The sequence below is a fragment of the Mesorhizobium sp. M0040 genome, assembly GCF_040323505.1.
Taxonomy (GTDB): Bacteria; Pseudomonadota; Alphaproteobacteria; order Rhizobiales; family Rhizobiaceae; genus Mesorhizobium.
In genome coordinates, this window is sequence record NZ_JAMYVA010000005.1 from 192,295 (window position 1) to 207,939 (window position 15,645).

At 61.6% G+C, this 15,645-nt stretch carries 14 protein-coding genes and 1 pseudogene; 4 read left to right on the plus strand and 11 right to left on the minus strand.

Features of this window, described 5'->3' with window-relative positions; genetic code table 11:
- Positions 1-17 precede the first annotated feature (17 nt).
- Positions 18-461, minus strand: a pseudogene (locus NKJ91_RS07115) (YqaA family protein).
- A 541-nt stretch (positions 462-1,002) separates the two neighbouring features.
- Here NKJ91_RS07115 and NKJ91_RS07125 point away from each other — a divergent pair.
- On the plus strand, positions 1,003-2,904 hold the full coding sequence (locus NKJ91_RS07125; protein WP_352454973.1) for a heavy metal translocating P-type ATPase: 1,902 nt from the start codon (positions 1,003-1,005) through the stop codon (positions 2,902-2,904).
- Between the two features lie 193 nt (positions 2,905-3,097).
- On the opposite strand, the gene NKJ91_RS07130 is transcribed toward NKJ91_RS07125, so the two are convergent.
- The 9 genes from NKJ91_RS07130 to NKJ91_RS07170 form a co-directional block, all read right to left on the minus strand.
- The gene (locus NKJ91_RS07130; protein ID WP_352454974.1) at positions 3,098-4,081 is read right to left on the minus strand and encodes an oligopeptide/dipeptide ABC transporter ATP-binding protein; all 984 of its coding nucleotides are present in this window, start codon (positions 4,079-4,081) and stop codon (positions 3,098-3,100) included.
- Positions 4,074-5,087, minus strand: coding sequence for an ABC transporter ATP-binding protein (locus tag NKJ91_RS07135; RefSeq protein ID WP_352454975.1), 1,014 nt, complete (start codon positions 5,085-5,087; stop codon positions 4,074-4,076). The genes NKJ91_RS07130 and NKJ91_RS07135 overlap by 8 nt, the downstream gene beginning before the upstream one ends.
- Complete coding sequence (locus NKJ91_RS07140; RefSeq protein WP_352454976.1) at positions 5,084-5,995, minus strand: ABC transporter permease; 912 nt, start codon at positions 5,993-5,995, stop codon at positions 5,084-5,086. Before NKJ91_RS07140 ends, NKJ91_RS07135 begins: the two co-directional genes overlap by 4 nt.
- A gap of 4 nt (positions 5,996-5,999) precedes the next feature.
- Positions 6,000-6,941 carry an ABC transporter permease gene (locus tag NKJ91_RS07145; protein ID WP_352454977.1) on the minus strand — a complete coding sequence of 314 codons (942 nt, stop codon included), beginning with the start codon at positions 6,939-6,941 and terminating at the stop codon, positions 6,000-6,002.
- Between the two features lie 28 nt (positions 6,942-6,969).
- Positions 6,970-8,532, minus strand: a complete 1,563-nt coding sequence (locus NKJ91_RS07150) for an ABC transporter substrate-binding protein (protein ID WP_352454978.1) — start codon at positions 8,530-8,532, stop codon at positions 6,970-6,972.
- Between the two features lie 162 nt (positions 8,533-8,694).
- Complete coding sequence (locus NKJ91_RS07155; protein ID WP_352454979.1) at positions 8,695-9,135, minus strand: YqaA family protein; 441 nt, start codon at positions 9,133-9,135, stop codon at positions 8,695-8,697.
- 9 nt (positions 9,136-9,144) lie between these two features.
- Positions 9,145-10,467, minus strand: a complete 1,323-nt coding sequence (locus tag NKJ91_RS07160; protein WP_352454980.1) for an MFS transporter — start codon at positions 10,465-10,467, stop codon at positions 9,145-9,147.
- Between the two features lie 66 nt (positions 10,468-10,533).
- Entirely contained in the window at positions 10,534-11,862 is a 1,329-nt protein-coding gene (locus tag NKJ91_RS07165) for a cation diffusion facilitator family transporter (protein WP_352454981.1), read from the minus strand.
- 8 nt (positions 11,863-11,870) lie between these two features.
- The gene (locus tag NKJ91_RS07170; protein WP_352454982.1) at positions 11,871-12,152 is read right to left on the minus strand and encodes a metal-sensing transcriptional repressor; all 282 of its coding nucleotides are present in this window, start codon (positions 12,150-12,152) and stop codon (positions 11,871-11,873) included.
- 155 nt (positions 12,153-12,307) lie between these two features.
- Here NKJ91_RS07170 and NKJ91_RS07175 point away from each other — a divergent pair, with 155 nt between their 5' ends.
- From NKJ91_RS07175 to NKJ91_RS07185, 3 genes are all read left to right on the plus strand, one after another.
- The gene (locus tag NKJ91_RS07175) at positions 12,308-12,640 is read left to right on the plus strand and encodes a hypothetical protein (protein WP_352454983.1); all 333 of its coding nucleotides are present in this window, start codon (positions 12,308-12,310) and stop codon (positions 12,638-12,640) included.
- Positions 12,641-12,769: 129 nt separating this feature from the next.
- Complete coding sequence (locus tag NKJ91_RS07180) at positions 12,770-13,426, plus strand: HupE/UreJ family protein (RefSeq protein WP_352454984.1); 657 nt, start codon at positions 12,770-12,772, stop codon at positions 13,424-13,426.
- Between the two features lie 12 nt (positions 13,427-13,438).
- Positions 13,439-14,227 (plus strand): hypothetical protein, encoded by a 789-nt coding sequence (locus tag NKJ91_RS07185; RefSeq protein WP_352454985.1) that lies wholly within the window; start codon positions 13,439-13,441, stop codon positions 14,225-14,227.
- Positions 14,228-14,374: 147 nt separating this feature from the next.
- On the opposite strand, the gene NKJ91_RS07190 is transcribed toward NKJ91_RS07185, so the two are convergent.
- Positions 14,375-15,445 (minus strand): NAD/NADP octopine/nopaline dehydrogenase family protein, encoded by a 1,071-nt coding sequence (locus NKJ91_RS07190; protein WP_352454986.1) that lies wholly within the window; start codon positions 15,443-15,445, stop codon positions 14,375-14,377.
- Positions 15,446-15,645: the final 200 nt, after the last annotated feature.

A 15,645-nucleotide genomic window follows, 5' to 3' on the forward strand; every position in this document is an offset into this window, starting at 1 on the left:
GGAGAAGCTTCGCGAGGTCAGATGACGCTCAGCGTCACGGCGGCAAGAACAAGATAACGGCCGACCTTGGCGGCAGTGACCAACAAAAGGAAAACCCGAAAAGGCTCGCGCACGACGCCCGCGACGACGGTTAGCGGATCACCGACTACCGGCAGCCAACTCAGCAGGAGCGACCACTTTCCATAGAGGCGATATTACACTTGCGCGCGCTCCAATTGCGCTTGGTTCATCGGAAACCACCGCTGGTCCCGGAAGCGCTCGATGCCTCGCCCGAGTAGCCAGTTGATCACCGATCCAAGCACGTTGCCGACGCTCGCGACTGCGATGAGCAGCCACGGCGAGTAATACGCAAGCAGCAGCCCCACCAGCACTGCTTCCGATTGCATCGGCAGGATCGTAGCGGCGATCAAGGCCGCCAGGAACAAACCAGCATAGGCTGCGAGATCTACTTCGAGACGCACGGCGATGGCGGCGGTCAGTCCGTAAACTACAAAAAGGGTCGCAGCGTTCCTTCCGACTAAGGTGTGCTGGAAGTTGCCTTCGACGGGAACCACGGCTGGTTCTGGCGCAATCGCGGTGACCGCGAGGTAACGCTGACGATCCAGACCGAAGGCGATTACATCGACATCAAGCGCATGATCTAAAGCAGTACGAGTACGCCCGGCACTTGTGGTGCCGGGCGTACTTGTTTGCCTGTTCCACCGTCGAGCGCGGAATTGTGTCGAAAGCTTTCATGCACTCGCTGGTGCTGTGCTTCTCGATCGGACTTACGATCACTCTCGTCACGTTGGGGCCGCCGCTGCCCTGAGCGTCCTGCACGCGAACAGGCGTTGGTCCTGATTCTCGACCGTCGCGCGCTGGGCTCCCTATTTCTCCAGCATTCTCATCATCGCCGTGGGCCTCTATGTCGGATACCATGGCTGGACAGGACTATAGCCGCGGCGGGGGGCCTGATGCGCTCACGTTCAAGCCAAGACCGCAATCCGAGATAGCGAGCCAATCATGAAATCCGAGACAGCAGCCACCGAAAGCGTTGAGCCGGCGCCTAAGGCTGTTCCATCGGGTTGGCGAGTGTTGATGACACGCGAACGTTGGACCGAAGTCGCTCGCATTATATTTACCGGGCTGATGGCCTTTCTGTACTGGCAACAGCTGATTCCCATTCAAGCTTTGTGGGGGGCGGTTGCCATCGGCTTGTATCCGCTTGTCAAAACCGGCGCCGTTGACCTCGTAAAAGAGCGCAAGATCGGTACCGAGATATTCGTCGCCATCGCTACGGTGGTAGCGCTGATCGGAGGCGAGACCGTCGCCGGCGCGGTCCTCATGGTGATCATTCTCATCGCAGAGTTCATTGCCGATGTGAATATGGATCGTGCGCGAGCCTCGATCAAAGACCTGATCGGCTCGGTGCCCCAGGTGGCACTTGTGCGGGACCCAGGTGGCGAACGCATGGTCCCGATCGAAAATTTGCGCGCGGGCGACGTTGTATTGGTGCGCGCCGGCGAGAAGATTCCTGTCGACGGCACCGTCGTCGGTGGAGCTGCTTCGGTCAACGAAGCATCGATCACAGGAGAGAGCATTCCGAAGGACAAGAGCGATGGCGCCGATGTCTTTGCCGGAACCATCGTCGAATCCGGCGCCCTCGACATCGAGACCGAGAAGGTTGGTGCCGACACCACCTTTGCCCGCATCATCAGTCTGGTCGAGAATGCCGAAGCGGAACAGGCACCCGTCCAGAAACTGGCGGATAAGGTCGCGTCATGGCTGATCCCGGTCGTGCTGATCTTCCTCGTTGCGGTTTATCTTTATACCCGCGACGTTCGGATGATCGTTACTCTGCTGATTTTCACATCGCCTGCCGAACTCGGATTGGCGACTCCTCTGGTGATTATCGCCGCCATTGCGCGAGCCGCACGCAGTGGAATTCTGGTCAAGGGGGGCGTCTATCTGGAGTCTTTGGCCAAGGTCGACGTCCTGGTGTTCGACAAGACAGGCACCCTGACGGCGAACAAGCCCGAGGTTGTCGGCGTGGAGATACAGGACGGCACGCTTTCGGAAGCTGATGTGCTCAGCCTTGCCGCCGCCGCCGATCGGCGCTCCGCTCACCCCTTGGCGAAAGCGGTCGTCAACTATGCCGCCCGGATGAAGATCGATGTCCCGGAACCGGAGCAGTACGAGCAGTTGCAGGCGCGCGGTGTGAAGGCGACAGTCTCCGGACGCACCGTGCTGGTCGGGAATGCATCGTTGTTGCGCGAAGCCGGCGTGCCGCTTTCCGATGCGATCGAAAAGGGCGGACAGACGCCGGTTCACGTCGCGGTCGATGGGAAATTCGCGGGCGTGATTTTTATTGCCGACACATTGCGACCAGGTGCGCGCGAAGCGCTGGCAAAACTCCGTGCAACCGGCGTCAAGCGCATGGTGATGGTGACGGGTGACAATGAGGCCACAGCGCGGACCATCGCCAACGAGCTCGGCGTGGATGAAGTGCGTGCCAATCTGATGCCGCAGGACAAGGTCGCCGCCATCGCCGAACTGCAAAAGCAGGGCCATCGCGTGGCGATGGTCGGCGACGGGATCAACGACGCGCCGGCGCTGGCACGCGCCGATGTCGGCATTGCGATGGGCGGCGGCGGCACGCAGGCGGCACTGGAAGCCGCCGACATTGCATTGATGAAGGATGATCTGGCAAAAATTGTCAGCGCGCGCGCGATTGCTCGACGTGCTTACCGGACAATTCAGGAAAATATCTTCGTCGGCGTCGGTGTTGTGCACGTCTTGGGCATTACCGCGGCGCTGATGGGCTGGATCGGCCCCATTCAGGCAGCGATTTTGCACTTGGGACCGGATGTCCTGGTGTTCCTGAATTCGGCAAAACTGCTGCGCGTTCGAATCCAAGATGTTTAGCGCATCTCTTTGGAGCCCAAGGCGCTTGCAGTACTTTGGACGGCAAATGCGTCCAAATTTGCATCGTCCACGAAACCGGGGCAACCGCAACCAGAGCGCACGCTTACTGCTGTGGCGCTGGTGGCAACCACCCAGCCGCATACCCGATCACAAGCAATACCTAGGTCCCGATCGCGGCTGAAACGCCCATCTTTCAAATGACCGGCCGGCGGTCTTTATCGGCCAGGTGACAGGAGGCAACGCCGCCATGCGGCACGGATCGCAGCATCGGTTCCTCGACCCGGCAGACATCGATCGCCATCGGACAGCGCGTGTTGAACCGGCACCCCGGAGGTGGCGCGCTCGGACTTGGCGGATCGCCGGCCAGGATGATCCGGCGGCGCCCGGCTTCGATGCGGGGATCGGGAGAAGGAACCGCCGACAGCAGCGCCTGGCTGTAGGGATGGGCCGGTTCGCGAAACAGCGGGCGGATCACGCCGGCTTCCGAGATACGGCCGAGATACATCACCGTCACGTTCGAGCAGACCTCGCGCACGATCGCCAGATCATGCGCGACAATGACAATGGTCAGACCAAGCTGCTTCTGCAACGACGTGAACAGGTTGACGATCTGCGCCCGGATCGAAACGTCGAGCGCACTTAGCGGTTCGTCGCAGACCAGTATGGACGGCTTCAGCGCAAGCGCGCGCGCAATCGAAACTCGCTGCCGCTGGCCACCGGAGAGCGACCTTGGCAAACGGTCGAGCACCGTCTCAGGCAGAGCAACCAGATCCAGAAGCTCGGCGATGCGGCGCCGGCGCTCGACTGATGAACCGAAGCGATGGATCTGCAGCGGCTCCTCCAGTGTCTGGTAGACGGACTGGCGGCGGCTCATCGACCCCAATGGGTCCTGGAAGACGAACTGGACTTCGCGGCTGAACGACTTCCTGTCCGATTTCAGCCATTCGGCGCGATTCCTTCCCCCAATCAGGACGGTGCCCTCGCTCTCCGTCTGCAAACCGACGATGGTACGGGCCAGCGTGGTCTTGCCGCAGCCGGACTCGCCGACGATGCCGTGGAACGCGCCGCGCGCGACCGTCAGGTCTATGCCGTCGACCGCCCGCACCGCGCCGACACCCGAACGGTTGGCGAAATGGACCTTCAATCCCCTGACTTCGATCGCCGCGGCATCAGACATGGACGGCGATCCCCTCTCGTTTCAGCACGACCGGGCAAGCCACACGGTGCGGGCTCGTCGACGCGGATATCGTCTGCAGCGGCGGCCGGTGCTGCCGGCAACCGGCTTCGACCAGTTCGCAGCGCTCGGCAAACCGGCAACCCGGTTCCAGCCTGATCTGGTTTGGTGGTAGGCCAGGTATCTCGCGGGTCGCCGCGCGTTCGTCGGCGCGAAAATCCGGCACCGATGCGAGCAGCCCGCGCGTATAGGGATGGACCGGCCGGGTCAGCACATCCATCGCCGTCCCCTCCTCCGCCACCTGGCCGGCGTAAAGCACGATGACGCGATCGGCGACGGAAGCGACCACGCCGATGTCGTGCGTGATCAGCACGACCGCGATGCCATCCTCGCGCTGGATCTGACGGATGAGCTCCAGGATTTGCGCTTGGACGGTGGCGTCGAGCGCCGTCGTCGGCTCGTCGGCAATCAGCACGCGCGGCCGGGCCGCAAGCGCCAGCGCGATCATCGCGCGTTGCAGCATGCCGCCCGACATTTCGTGAGGATAGCGGCCGTAGCGATCCTCGGGGTCCGGAATGCCGGAGCGCGCCAGAAGCGAGACCGCTTCCTTGCGCGCTGCCTCATGCGACAGGCCAGCGAAACGGCGCGCCTGGCGTGCCAGCTGCGGGCCGATCTTCAGCATCGGGTTCAACGCGCTCATCGGGTCCTGGAAAATCACGCCGAAATAGCGCCCGCGCAGGTCCGATAATTGCCGGGAACCGATGCTGAGCAGTTCGCTTCCGTCGGCTCGCGCTGACCCTTTCATGTCCACGGTCACGCCCTCGGGCAGCAGGCCGAGCGGACCGAGTGTCATGACGGTCTTTCCCGAACCGCTTTCGCCGACGACCGCGACCGTTTCTCCGGGACGGACGTTGAACGACACCCCGTCCACCGCCCGCACCGAAACGGTGGTGGCGTAGAGGTCGATGACCAAATCTTCGATCGAATAGATCGGCTGAGCGTCGCTCATGCTGAAGTCGTTCCTGTTTCGACGGCGTTACGCTCCGCTTCTTCGCGAGCACGCGCGTTACGGCGCTTGCGCAATGTCGCGCCGCGAACCGGCCGCGGCACCTTTTGCAATGCGAAGGCTTCGCCCAGAAGGTTGAAGCTGACCACGACCAGTGTCAGCGCCAGCCCGGGCAGCACGACGAGGCGCGGCACCTCCTCGATGTAGCTCATGCCGTCGACCAGCATCTGGCCCCATTCCGGTGTCGGCGGCGCGACGCCAAGTCCGAGAAAGCTGAGCGTCGCGATGGCCAGCACAAGCGCGCCGGCGTCGGCGCTTGCGTAGACGACGACGAGAGCAAGCACATGCGGCAGGATATGGCGGGCAAAAATCCAGAGATGACCGGCGCCCATCACGCGGGCCGCCTCGATATAGGGCTGCTGCAGCTCGGCGGTGACGACGGCGCGGCTCATGCGGGCATAGTTCGCCCACCACGCCAGGGTGAGCGCCGTGATCATCGACCAGTAGCCGGTGCCCAGAATGCCGATCAGCGCCAGCGCGATCACCAGGCTCGGAAGCGCCAGCGCGATGTCGATGATGCTGATCAGCACGAGTTCGACACGGCCGCCGACATAGCCGGCGAAGGAGCCGATCGTCACGCCGATCGCCAGAGCGGCGACAAGCACGATGACCATCGCCACCAGGGAAATGCGGGCGCCACCAACGATGCGGCTGAAGACGTCTCGGCCGAGATAGTCGGTGCCGAGCCAGTGGCTCCAGCTCATGCCCTCCAGTGTCGCCGAATAGTCCTGCGCACTCGGATCGTAAGGCATGATCGCAGGAGCGAAGATGCCGATCAGCACAAAGCCGATTACGGGGAGCAGCACCAGCCACGGCCAGTCCTTGATGTCCCTGATAGCAGAAATGTTCATTGCCTCATGCTCCCCGCGCCCGGCGCATTCGCGGATCCGCGACGATGCAGATCATGTCGACGATGAAATTGACCATGACGAAGAAGACGACAAACAGCAGCAGCACCGACTGCATGCCGATGAAGTCGCGAAAGCGTATCGCCTCGATGAAAAAGGCACCGACGCCGCGCAATGCAAATACCGTCTCGACCACGATCGATCCGATGATCATCAGCGTGAATTGCGCCCCGAATGTCGTCAGGAACGGAACGGCGATGTTGGGCAGCGCCTCGCGCAGCAGCACCTGCGTTCTGGTATAGCCTTTTGCGAAGCCAGTGGTCGCAAACGGCCGCGACATCGCTTCCTGGAGGTTGACCCGAACGACACGGCTGAGAACGGAGGCTGGGAACAGCGCGATCGTCACCCATGGCAGAAGCCATGAGGTGAAGCCGCTCGTGCCGAAGGTGGGCACCCAGCCGAGCATGACCGAAAACACGATCACCAGCAGCGCCGCCACGAAGAAGTTGGGGGTCGATGCGCCGATCAGCGAAAATGCGTGCAGAAACCTGTCCATGAAGCCGCCATTGCTGACGGCCCCGGCAATGCCAAGCGTGATCGACAAAATGAAGGCGAGAACGCCGCCGCCGGCAAGCAGAGCAGCCGTCATCGGGATGCGGGCGGCAAACTCCGACGAGATCGGCTTTCCCGTTCGTAGTGAGATGCCGAAATCGCCGGCCAACGCGCCGGAAAGCCAGCGTCCGTAGCGGATCGGCAACGGGTCGTAGAGCCCGAGCTCGTTGCCGATCTTGGCGATCATTTGGGCGTCCGCGCCGGGACCTGCCGCGCGCTCGGCAATCAGCGCCGCAACATTGCCCGGAGCCGCCGCAACCAGGGCGAATGTCAGCGCGGATGCCGCCAGGATCAAAAGGCAGGCAAGCAGCATCCGTCGCAGGATCGTGCGTTTCATCGTCAGGCCTCACTCGGACTCGAAGTCTTCAAGCCTTTAGGGTGATCGCCTTGAACGGCAAGTCGTAGTCGGTCGCCGGAAGCGAGAAGTTCTCTGCGCGCGGATTGTGAGCCCACAGCCGCTGGCTGACGACAAGCGGACAGATGGCGGTGTTGTCGTGCAGCCAATCGTAGAGGGCCTGCATCTTCAGGTCGCGTTCGGCGCCACTCGCGTCAAGCGCAGCCTTGACCACGCCATCGAGCGCGTCCGAGACATAAATCTTGCCGTCAGGCCCGCTGTCTGCCGTCGAGACGAAGGCATTGCCAAGGGTTCCGTGAGGGTCATAGGGAGCGCCATAGGTGGTGAAGAAAGCGAGATCATAGTCGAAGGCCGGACGCCGTTCATGCATGGTGGCGTTATCGACAGAAGAGACCTGGACCTGGAAACCGACCTCGGACAACTGGCCCTGGATCATCTCGGCGATGCGCCGCGATCCCGGCAGGGATTCTTCGGAAACCAGAAAGTCGATGGTCAGAAGAGAGCCAGCCTTGGTCCAAGCACCGCCGCTGTCGACCCAGCCGCCATCGGCGAGTATCTTCTTGGCCGCCGCCACGTCGCGCACCGGCACGTCATGCCGCTTGCCCGACGAAGGCACGTTCGCCGGGAACAGATCGGCGGCCGGGTCGGCAAAGCCTTCGAATAGGACCTTGGCGATCGCCGCCCGGTCGACCGATGCATAGACGGCGTCACGGACGGCCTTGTCGGCGATGATCTTCGACTTCGGCGAATAGCCGAGCAGCATCGTCGCGGTGCCCGGCTCGGCTACGACCTTCATGCCGTCGCTTTCCAGCGCGCGAGCGCGGCGCGGCGACAGCGTCGCCACCCAGTCGCCGCCGATGACATCGAGGTCGCCTGAGCGGAGGCCGTTGGCGCGAGCGAGTTCATCGGGAACCACCTTCAATACCATGCGGCTGAAAAGCGGCTTCTCGCCCCAGTATTTGTCGTTGCGAACGAGGCTGGTGCCGCTCGAATCGTATTTTTCGACGATCCATGGACCGGTTCCGATCGGCGCAGTCTGCTTGCCATCCTTGTCGACTGCCTTGGGCGACAGGAAACGGACAGGCCGCACGATTGTGAGTTCGAGGAGTGCCGCCGGCACCGGCCGCTTCAGCTTGACCGTCAGCTTGTTCGGTCCGTCCGTGACGATGCTGTCGAACGCGTCGGAGATGCCGATCCAGGAGAAGTCGCTCACCCCCATCCAGCGCTTGAGGTTCCATTCGGCTGCGGCGGAATCGAAGGGCGTGCCGTCGCTGAAGGTCACGCCTTCACGCAGATCGAAGGCGATCGAAAGCTGATCGTCGGCGACTGTCCATTTGGTGGCAAGTCCCGGCTCAAGCGCACCGTTCTGGCCGTAGTGGATCAGCGCATCGAAGACGATGGTGTAGGTGCTCAGCGTTGAAACATTCTGCAGCAGGTCTAGATCGCCGGTCTCCGCAGCGATGGCAATCTTCAGCGTTTCATGCGTTTGGGAAAAGGCGCTGCGCGGAAGGGCGGCGACGAAGGCGAGGCCAGCGGTGGAAGCGAGAAAATTGCGGCGGTCGAGAGTGATCATGTCAGTTCCCCTTTTTTGATTGATTGGTGACGATTGTATACATGCATTTCCATTTGTATAGACATATCTAGCAATCCAGTTTGGCGTGCAATGCTGCGTTTGGCATAGGAAAGTGCCGTCGCACGTACTGTCGCGGTGCCGGCACACGGGTCTCGACCAGCACTAAATCCAGTTCAGTGTCATCGCCGCCAGCGCTAGATAGCGGCCGACCTTCGCAATCGTGACAATCGCAAGGAAGCTCCAGAACGGCTCCCGCAGCGCTCCCGCCACAAGCGTCAGCGGATCGCCGATGAGAGGCAACCAGCTCAACAGCAGCGACCATCGTCCATAGCGCTGATACCATCGCGTCGCGCGCGTCAGCGCGGAGGGCTTCACCGGGAACCATTTGCGGTCGCGAAAGCGATCGACGCCCCGGCCGAGCCACCAGTTCACGATCGAGCCGAGCACATTGCCGGCGCTTGCGGAGGCGATGAGCGGAGTCGGGGCATAGCTTTCTGTCAGAAGCAGTCCCGCAAGGGCTGCTTCCGATTGCATCGGCAGGATGGTCGCCGCCGCGAACGCGGTCAGAAATAAACCGCCATAGATGGCGAGCTCGCCAAGCATGTTGAGTTCTCAGCTTGTCTTGGGCCATTTCGGGTGCCGATCATCGACGACGTAGCCATGCGAATGCTCATACCCCGCTTCCGACCATACTGCGTCGCCGATGTGCCGGTCGTCCTCAGGCAGATCGACATGCGTATGCACAAGCACGTCGGGATCATGTTTCGGCCAGAGCCAGACCGCGGCAAGCAGGGCAGCGGCGCCAATGATGCCGAGCAGAATGAATGTGAAAGGCAATCCCATCGCCGCACCGACGCGCCCGGCAATGGGATACGTGATCAACCAGCAGGCATGCGAAAGCGCGAATTGGGCAGCAAACAGAGCGGGCCGGTCGACGGCATCGGCGGAACGCCTGATCAATCGGCCCGAAGGCGTCTGCGCCAGCGAATAGCCGAGCCCGAGCACGAACCAGAGCGCCAGCAGCAGATAGTAGCTGCCGGCGAGAGGTCCCACCAGCACGCCCACGACCAGGATCGCGGCGCCCGAGAGCATCGCAACCCGGTCCGGGACGTTCTCCAGCAGCCGCGGCAGGGCAAGAGCTGCAATCATCGATCCGCCGCCGAACGCTGCGAGCGCCAGCGCCGTGTCACTTTGCGAGAGGCCGAACTGTGCCTGAACCAGGACGACCGTGTTGACGATCACCATCGCGCTTGCCGCCGCGACGGCAACGTTAAGGGCCAGCAGCCCGCGCAATCGCGGCGTCGCCAGATAGATGCGCAATCCGCGCGTGGTACGATCGTAAACGCCGCGCGGCTGCGACGGTTTAGGGCTCGGCAGGACCACCGACACCACCAGCGTCGCCGAGGCGAGAAAGCCGATAACTGTACCGGCGAACAGGCTGTGGAAGCTGATGACGGAAAGCAGCGCCGCCGCCAGCATGGGACTGACGACGCTTTCCAGGTCGTAGGCCAGTCGCGACAGCGACAGGGCTCGCGTGTAGTCCTTCTCCTCGGGCAGCACGTCAGGAATAGAGGCCTGGAAGGCCGGAGTGAAGCCTGCCGACGCCGACTGCAGGACGAAGATGAGAAGATATACCTGCCAGACTTCGGTGACGAAGGGCAGGAACACCGCGACTGCTGCCCGGATGAGGTCGAGCGAAACCAACATGGTGCGGCGTGGCAGGCGCTCTGCGAACGCAGCGGCGACAGGCGCCACGCCGACATAGGCGATCATCTTGATAGCGAGCGCCGTGCCGAGCACCGCGCCTGCATCGGCGCCGGCAAGATCATAGGCCAGCAGCCCGAGTGCTACGGTGGCAAGGCCAGTGCCGATCAGGGCGATGACCTGGGCCAGGAAGAGATGACGGTAGGTGCGATCGGCCAGGACCTGAAGCATATTTTGCCTTCTTGCAGCGGATTCGGGGTCGTCGAGCCAGGAAAGTAGCGCGACAGCCCGCCTGTCTCAGTGGTGGTGGCCTTCCGGCTCGACCATCTTGAATGGCAGCACCTGCTCGCGACCCTTCGCGACCAGGATCAACCTCGCCTGGAACTCATGCGGCTCAGCAGGGGCGACGGTGCTCTCAAGCCGATGATGGTTGTCTGCAACGGGATCGAGGCGAAGCGTCTCTGGCCCTTCGGGTCGATCGATAATCACCGTCGCCGCCAAGTCATCGGCGTGACGATCGATAGTCAGCCGCATCCGCTCGCCGGCCGGTGTATCGACGATTTCCAATGTCCCTTCAGCCAGATCGCAGACTACCTTGAATGGCTCTGGCGCATGATGGTGAGCATGAGAGGTTTCCGCGGCCGGCCCGGCCGGGCTCATCAGGCGGACATTGGCTTCCGCCAACGCCGGCAAGTGGGCGAACAGCTCCTCCTTGAGGGCTTCGGTTACGCCCAGCACGTCCTTGGCGGTTGCCATCCCCGGAACACTGATGGCAACGTCCGCATGCAGACGATGTCCGATCCAGCGCGCCTGCACGCTTTCAACGCGCCCGATGCCCGACACGTGTTCGGCGGAATGATGGATTTCATCGACGATGGCGGGCTCGACTCCGTCGAGCATGCGGGTCAACACTGCTTTCGACGACTGCCAGACGATGGCGAAGATCGCCACGGTGATCAGCAGCCCGACGATCGGATCGGCAAGCGGAAAGCCCAGCCAGACGCCGATAGCGCCCAGGACAACCGCCAGGCTGGTAAAGCCGTCGGTGCGGGCATGGTAGCCGTCCGCGATCAGCGCAGCGCTGTTGATCTCTCGCCCGACGCGGATACGAAATACGGCGACCGCTTCATTGCCGATGAAGCCTATGAGGCCGGCGATGGCGACCCAGCCAAGAAACGTGATGGGACGCGGATTGATCAACCGGTCGATCGCCTCGTAGCCGGCGACGATGGCACTGAAGAGGATGATGAGAACGATGACGATCCCGGCCAGATCCTCGACCCGGCCCAGCCCGTAGGTGAACGTCTTGCTCGGTTTGCGGCGGGCCAGCACGAACGCGATCCACAGCGGAATGGCAGTGGCCGCGTCGCCGACATTGTGGATCGTGTCGGCCAGCAGCGCCACGCTGCCGGAGAGGAACACGACCACGAGTTGAAGCGCCGCCGTGATGGCCAGAACCACGAATGACCATTTGATCGCCCATATGCCGCGCGTCGTCGTGGCGATCGTCGGATCTATGACGCCATGGGTGTGGCCGTGGCCACCATCACCGTGATCATGTCCGTGGCCCCCCATGCCATGCGTCATCGGGCCAAACCCAAACCAATCGCGAACTTTGTCCATCATGGCGCTTCTCACAGGTACTTGGTGATGTCCTTGAACTCGTCGATCGAGCGGCGCTGCTCGCGCGCCAACGGCCCGACGACGTCTTCAAGGCAATGGTTGAGATGATCCTGGATCAGGGTCTTCTTGGCCTGCGAGATGGCCTTCTCGACAGCATGGAGCTGCTGGGCGAGGTCGAGGCAGGGCCGGCCCGCCTCGATCATTTCGATTACGCCCTTGAGATGTCCATCGGCCCGTTTCAGGCGCTTGACGATATCGGGGTGGGTTTCGTGGGTGTGGGATTGGTCGCTCATAGCTTGATACTATCCTCCTGGAGGGGATATGCAAGTCTCAAAGAGGCCTCGATTCTGATGTAGCAAAAACCATTCGTTAGGATTTTAGAGAATAATCGCCGTTCATGCCGAATCGGATCCACAGCACGGGTTTTTGCCTGGTCATCGCTTTAGCGATGATGTTCGGCGTGCTGCGTCCTTTCGGCTATTCGACCTCACACGATCCGATCGCGATTGCCACCGCGGTTGAACGTCAAGGCGGAGCCGCCGCGCAGATCGAAGATCATGGCCACGCACATGATGATGGCGTTTCCGGCGAGCAGAGCTCTGACCATTTTCACGGGCACAATGCGGCAGACCACTCGCACGAGACAGCGAGTACGCCCGCCGACTTCGCACCGACCGTTCCACAGCTCGAACGGGGCTGGCTGAACTATCCGCCGACTTTCGTCGATCCGGGCACGACATTCCGGCTCGAGCGACCGCCGAGACCGTTCCTCGCCGCATGATCGCGGCCGCTCACGCGGCTACCCTCAACGACGAAGATTGGAAATCTTATGCAAGGACCCTTCGACCGGGGTCGGTCACGCTCGCGCCGCGCGCGTTGGCGACCCACCCTGCCCCTGCTTATCGCTCTCATGACCCTGCCGCTCCTGGGCGGGGCTGCCTTCGCCCACGCCGTGGCCGAGGGCGACAAGGGCTATATCCAGGAAATCTCGGGCATCAACGTGCTGCCCTTCATCTATCTCGGCGCCAAGCACATGGTGACCGGATACGACCACATCCTGTTCCTGTTCGGCGTGATCTTCTTCCTCTACCGGATGAAGCATATCGGCATCTATGTCAGCCTGTTTGCGCTCGGCCACTCCACGACCATGCTGCTTGGCGTCTACTTCAACGTCGGCATCAACAGCTACATCATCGACGCGATCATCGGCTTGTCCGTGGTCTACAAGGCACTCGACAATATGGGCGCGTTCCAGCGATGGCTCGGCTTCCAGCCGAACACCAAGGTCGCGACGCTGGTCTTCGGATTCTTCCACGGTTTCGGCCTGTCGACGAAGATCATCGAATACAACATCTCGTCGGACGGCCTGGTGCCCAACCTTTTGGCCTTCAATGTCGGTGTCGAGATCGGGCAGCTCTTGGCCCTTGGCGCCATCCTGATCGTGATGGGCTACTGGCGCCGGACACGAAGCTTCTGGCGCCACGCCTATACCGCAAACGTCATCATGATGACGGCCGGTTTCCTGCTGATCGGATATCAGCTCACCGGCCTGTTTGTCGCAGCATAAGGAATCGAAATCATGTACAACACCGACCTTCCCAGCCGCGCCGATTTGCCGACGTCAGCGCAGCTGAAGCGCTCCACCTTCATTGCCGCGCTGACGGCGCTTGCCTTGCTCGTCACGGTCGTCATGCCGTCCGAGTATGCGATCGACCCGACCGGAGCAGGCAGATTGCTCGGCCTCACCAATATGGGTGAAATCAAGACACAGTTGGCAGCCGAGGCGGCAGAGGACGAAATGGCCAGCGCGAAGGCTTCGGCCGAGCGGATGACGCAAATGGTCCCTCCGGCCGAGTTGATGGCGCGCATGGACCGAATTGAAAACCTCCTCGTTGCCCTTACCGCCGAACAGCCCGCGTCGCAGCCATCCCCAACTGGGGAGGCCGTTGCCCAAGATAATGTGACGGTTGGAGAGATTGCTCCTGCCGAGGCTCCGGCCATTGCTGCAGCGCCTGTCGCCGAAGCAACCTCGGAAGCCCCGATCCGCCCAGATGGAAGGCAAGACGAGCTATCCTTCACGTTGGCGCCAGGCCAAGGTGCCGAAGTCAAGCTCGTGATGCGGCAGGGCGCCAAGGCAAACTTTTCCTGGACAGCTGACGGTGGCGTGGTGAACTTCGAGACGCACGGCGATGGCGGCGGTCAGTCCGTCAGCTACGAAAAAGGTCGCAGCGTTCCCGCTGACGAAGGTGCCATTGAAGCCGCCTTCGACGGAAATCACGGTTGGTTCTGGCGGAATCGCGGTGACAGAGAAGTAACGCTGACGATCACGACAGAAGGGAACTACATCGACATCAAGCGCGTGATCTAGCCCCTGCGCGCCCCCGATATAAGAACGGAAGCCGATCCGTCGGCTTCCGCAACAACTTGCAGCGGATTGATCAGAGATGAGAGCGGTTTGATTGACGCGCCACGGGAAGTGTCGCTGACAGCCGATTGCCTCACGTGTGAAGAGTCGCTAAAAACCCTTACGGCAAAGGTTCTCCAGATCCACTTTTCCTATTCCTTCGATGCCGAGCGCAGGAAGGATATCATTGTCTGCCTTAAGATCGCGACCATAGGCTGCAGAGAATATCGAAATTCCAGCCTCATGGAGGATCGCTGGGTTTCCGCTGATCTTCCCCAAGAGTACCGTCGGCAGCAGCCCGAAAGGAACGTCCTCCAGAACATAGCGGCTTTCGATAGTTGACGGGCCCAAGCCGCCGCGGCCTTGGCGATCCATCTCCTGGTTCATTTCCGAAACGGTACCCATAGGGACGTGAAACGACAATGAAAAATGCTCTTCGACGGTGCGCACGGCTATGCCAAAATGGGCAGCGATCGCCAATCGTTCGACGTCGAGAGCTTCGATAAAGCGGCCAACGGCCGGGGTGACGTTTCCACCCTGGCTCCACTGCTCGGCCTTCTCCATGCGTGTGAGATTGAGAAGGGCAATTCCCAGATGGTTCTGCGGATTGAGGTTGCTGAGCGCGATCGCAAGCAGACCGTCGCGCTTGACGAAACGATCGCCGAACAAGGTCGTGCAAAGCTCGAACCCTTGGTCCAGCGCATCGAAAGGCAGCGTCGCAACATCAAGTTTCTGGCGAACGCTGGCAATATCGACATCAATCGGTCCGCGCTGGCGGCCGCTTACGAGCGTTGTGCCCCAAACGACGATCGGCAGGCTGACGTTGCGCTCCGCCAACTGCTTGGAGAGATACAGCGCTCCGAAGGAACTGTGAGAGCTGATGAGGACCGGCAAACCCTCGCTCAGATGAGGCGTGGCAGCATCCATCACCATCTTGTGGCCGTTAGCCGGCAGCGCGATCATGACGACGTCCGCATTGGCAATGGCATCCTTACAGTCCTTAGCGATGCGCACCGGTACCCTTGCCTCGATAGCCCCCGTGGCCTTCAGCAATTCGCCTGCGGCCAGCGCCTTGGTGCGCTCCCCGGACGGCGACCAAAGCATAGGGTCGTGCCCAGCTTCCGCCAAATAGGCGGCAAGGCCATAAGCAATCGCTCCGGCGCCTAGAATACTGACCCGCATAATTCCCTCCTGTTGCGGACATTGCACCGGGTCAGCCTCCATTTCTCACTAGGAGGTTCCACAAATCGGAGCCGCATCTGCCATCGTCGGATTCTTTGGGTTCTGGCCTGAGCCCGCGATTGCAACATGCCGCAACGAATATTCGTTTCCGCTTGACATATATCAAAAATGAATGAGACGATGTCAATCATACGGATTGT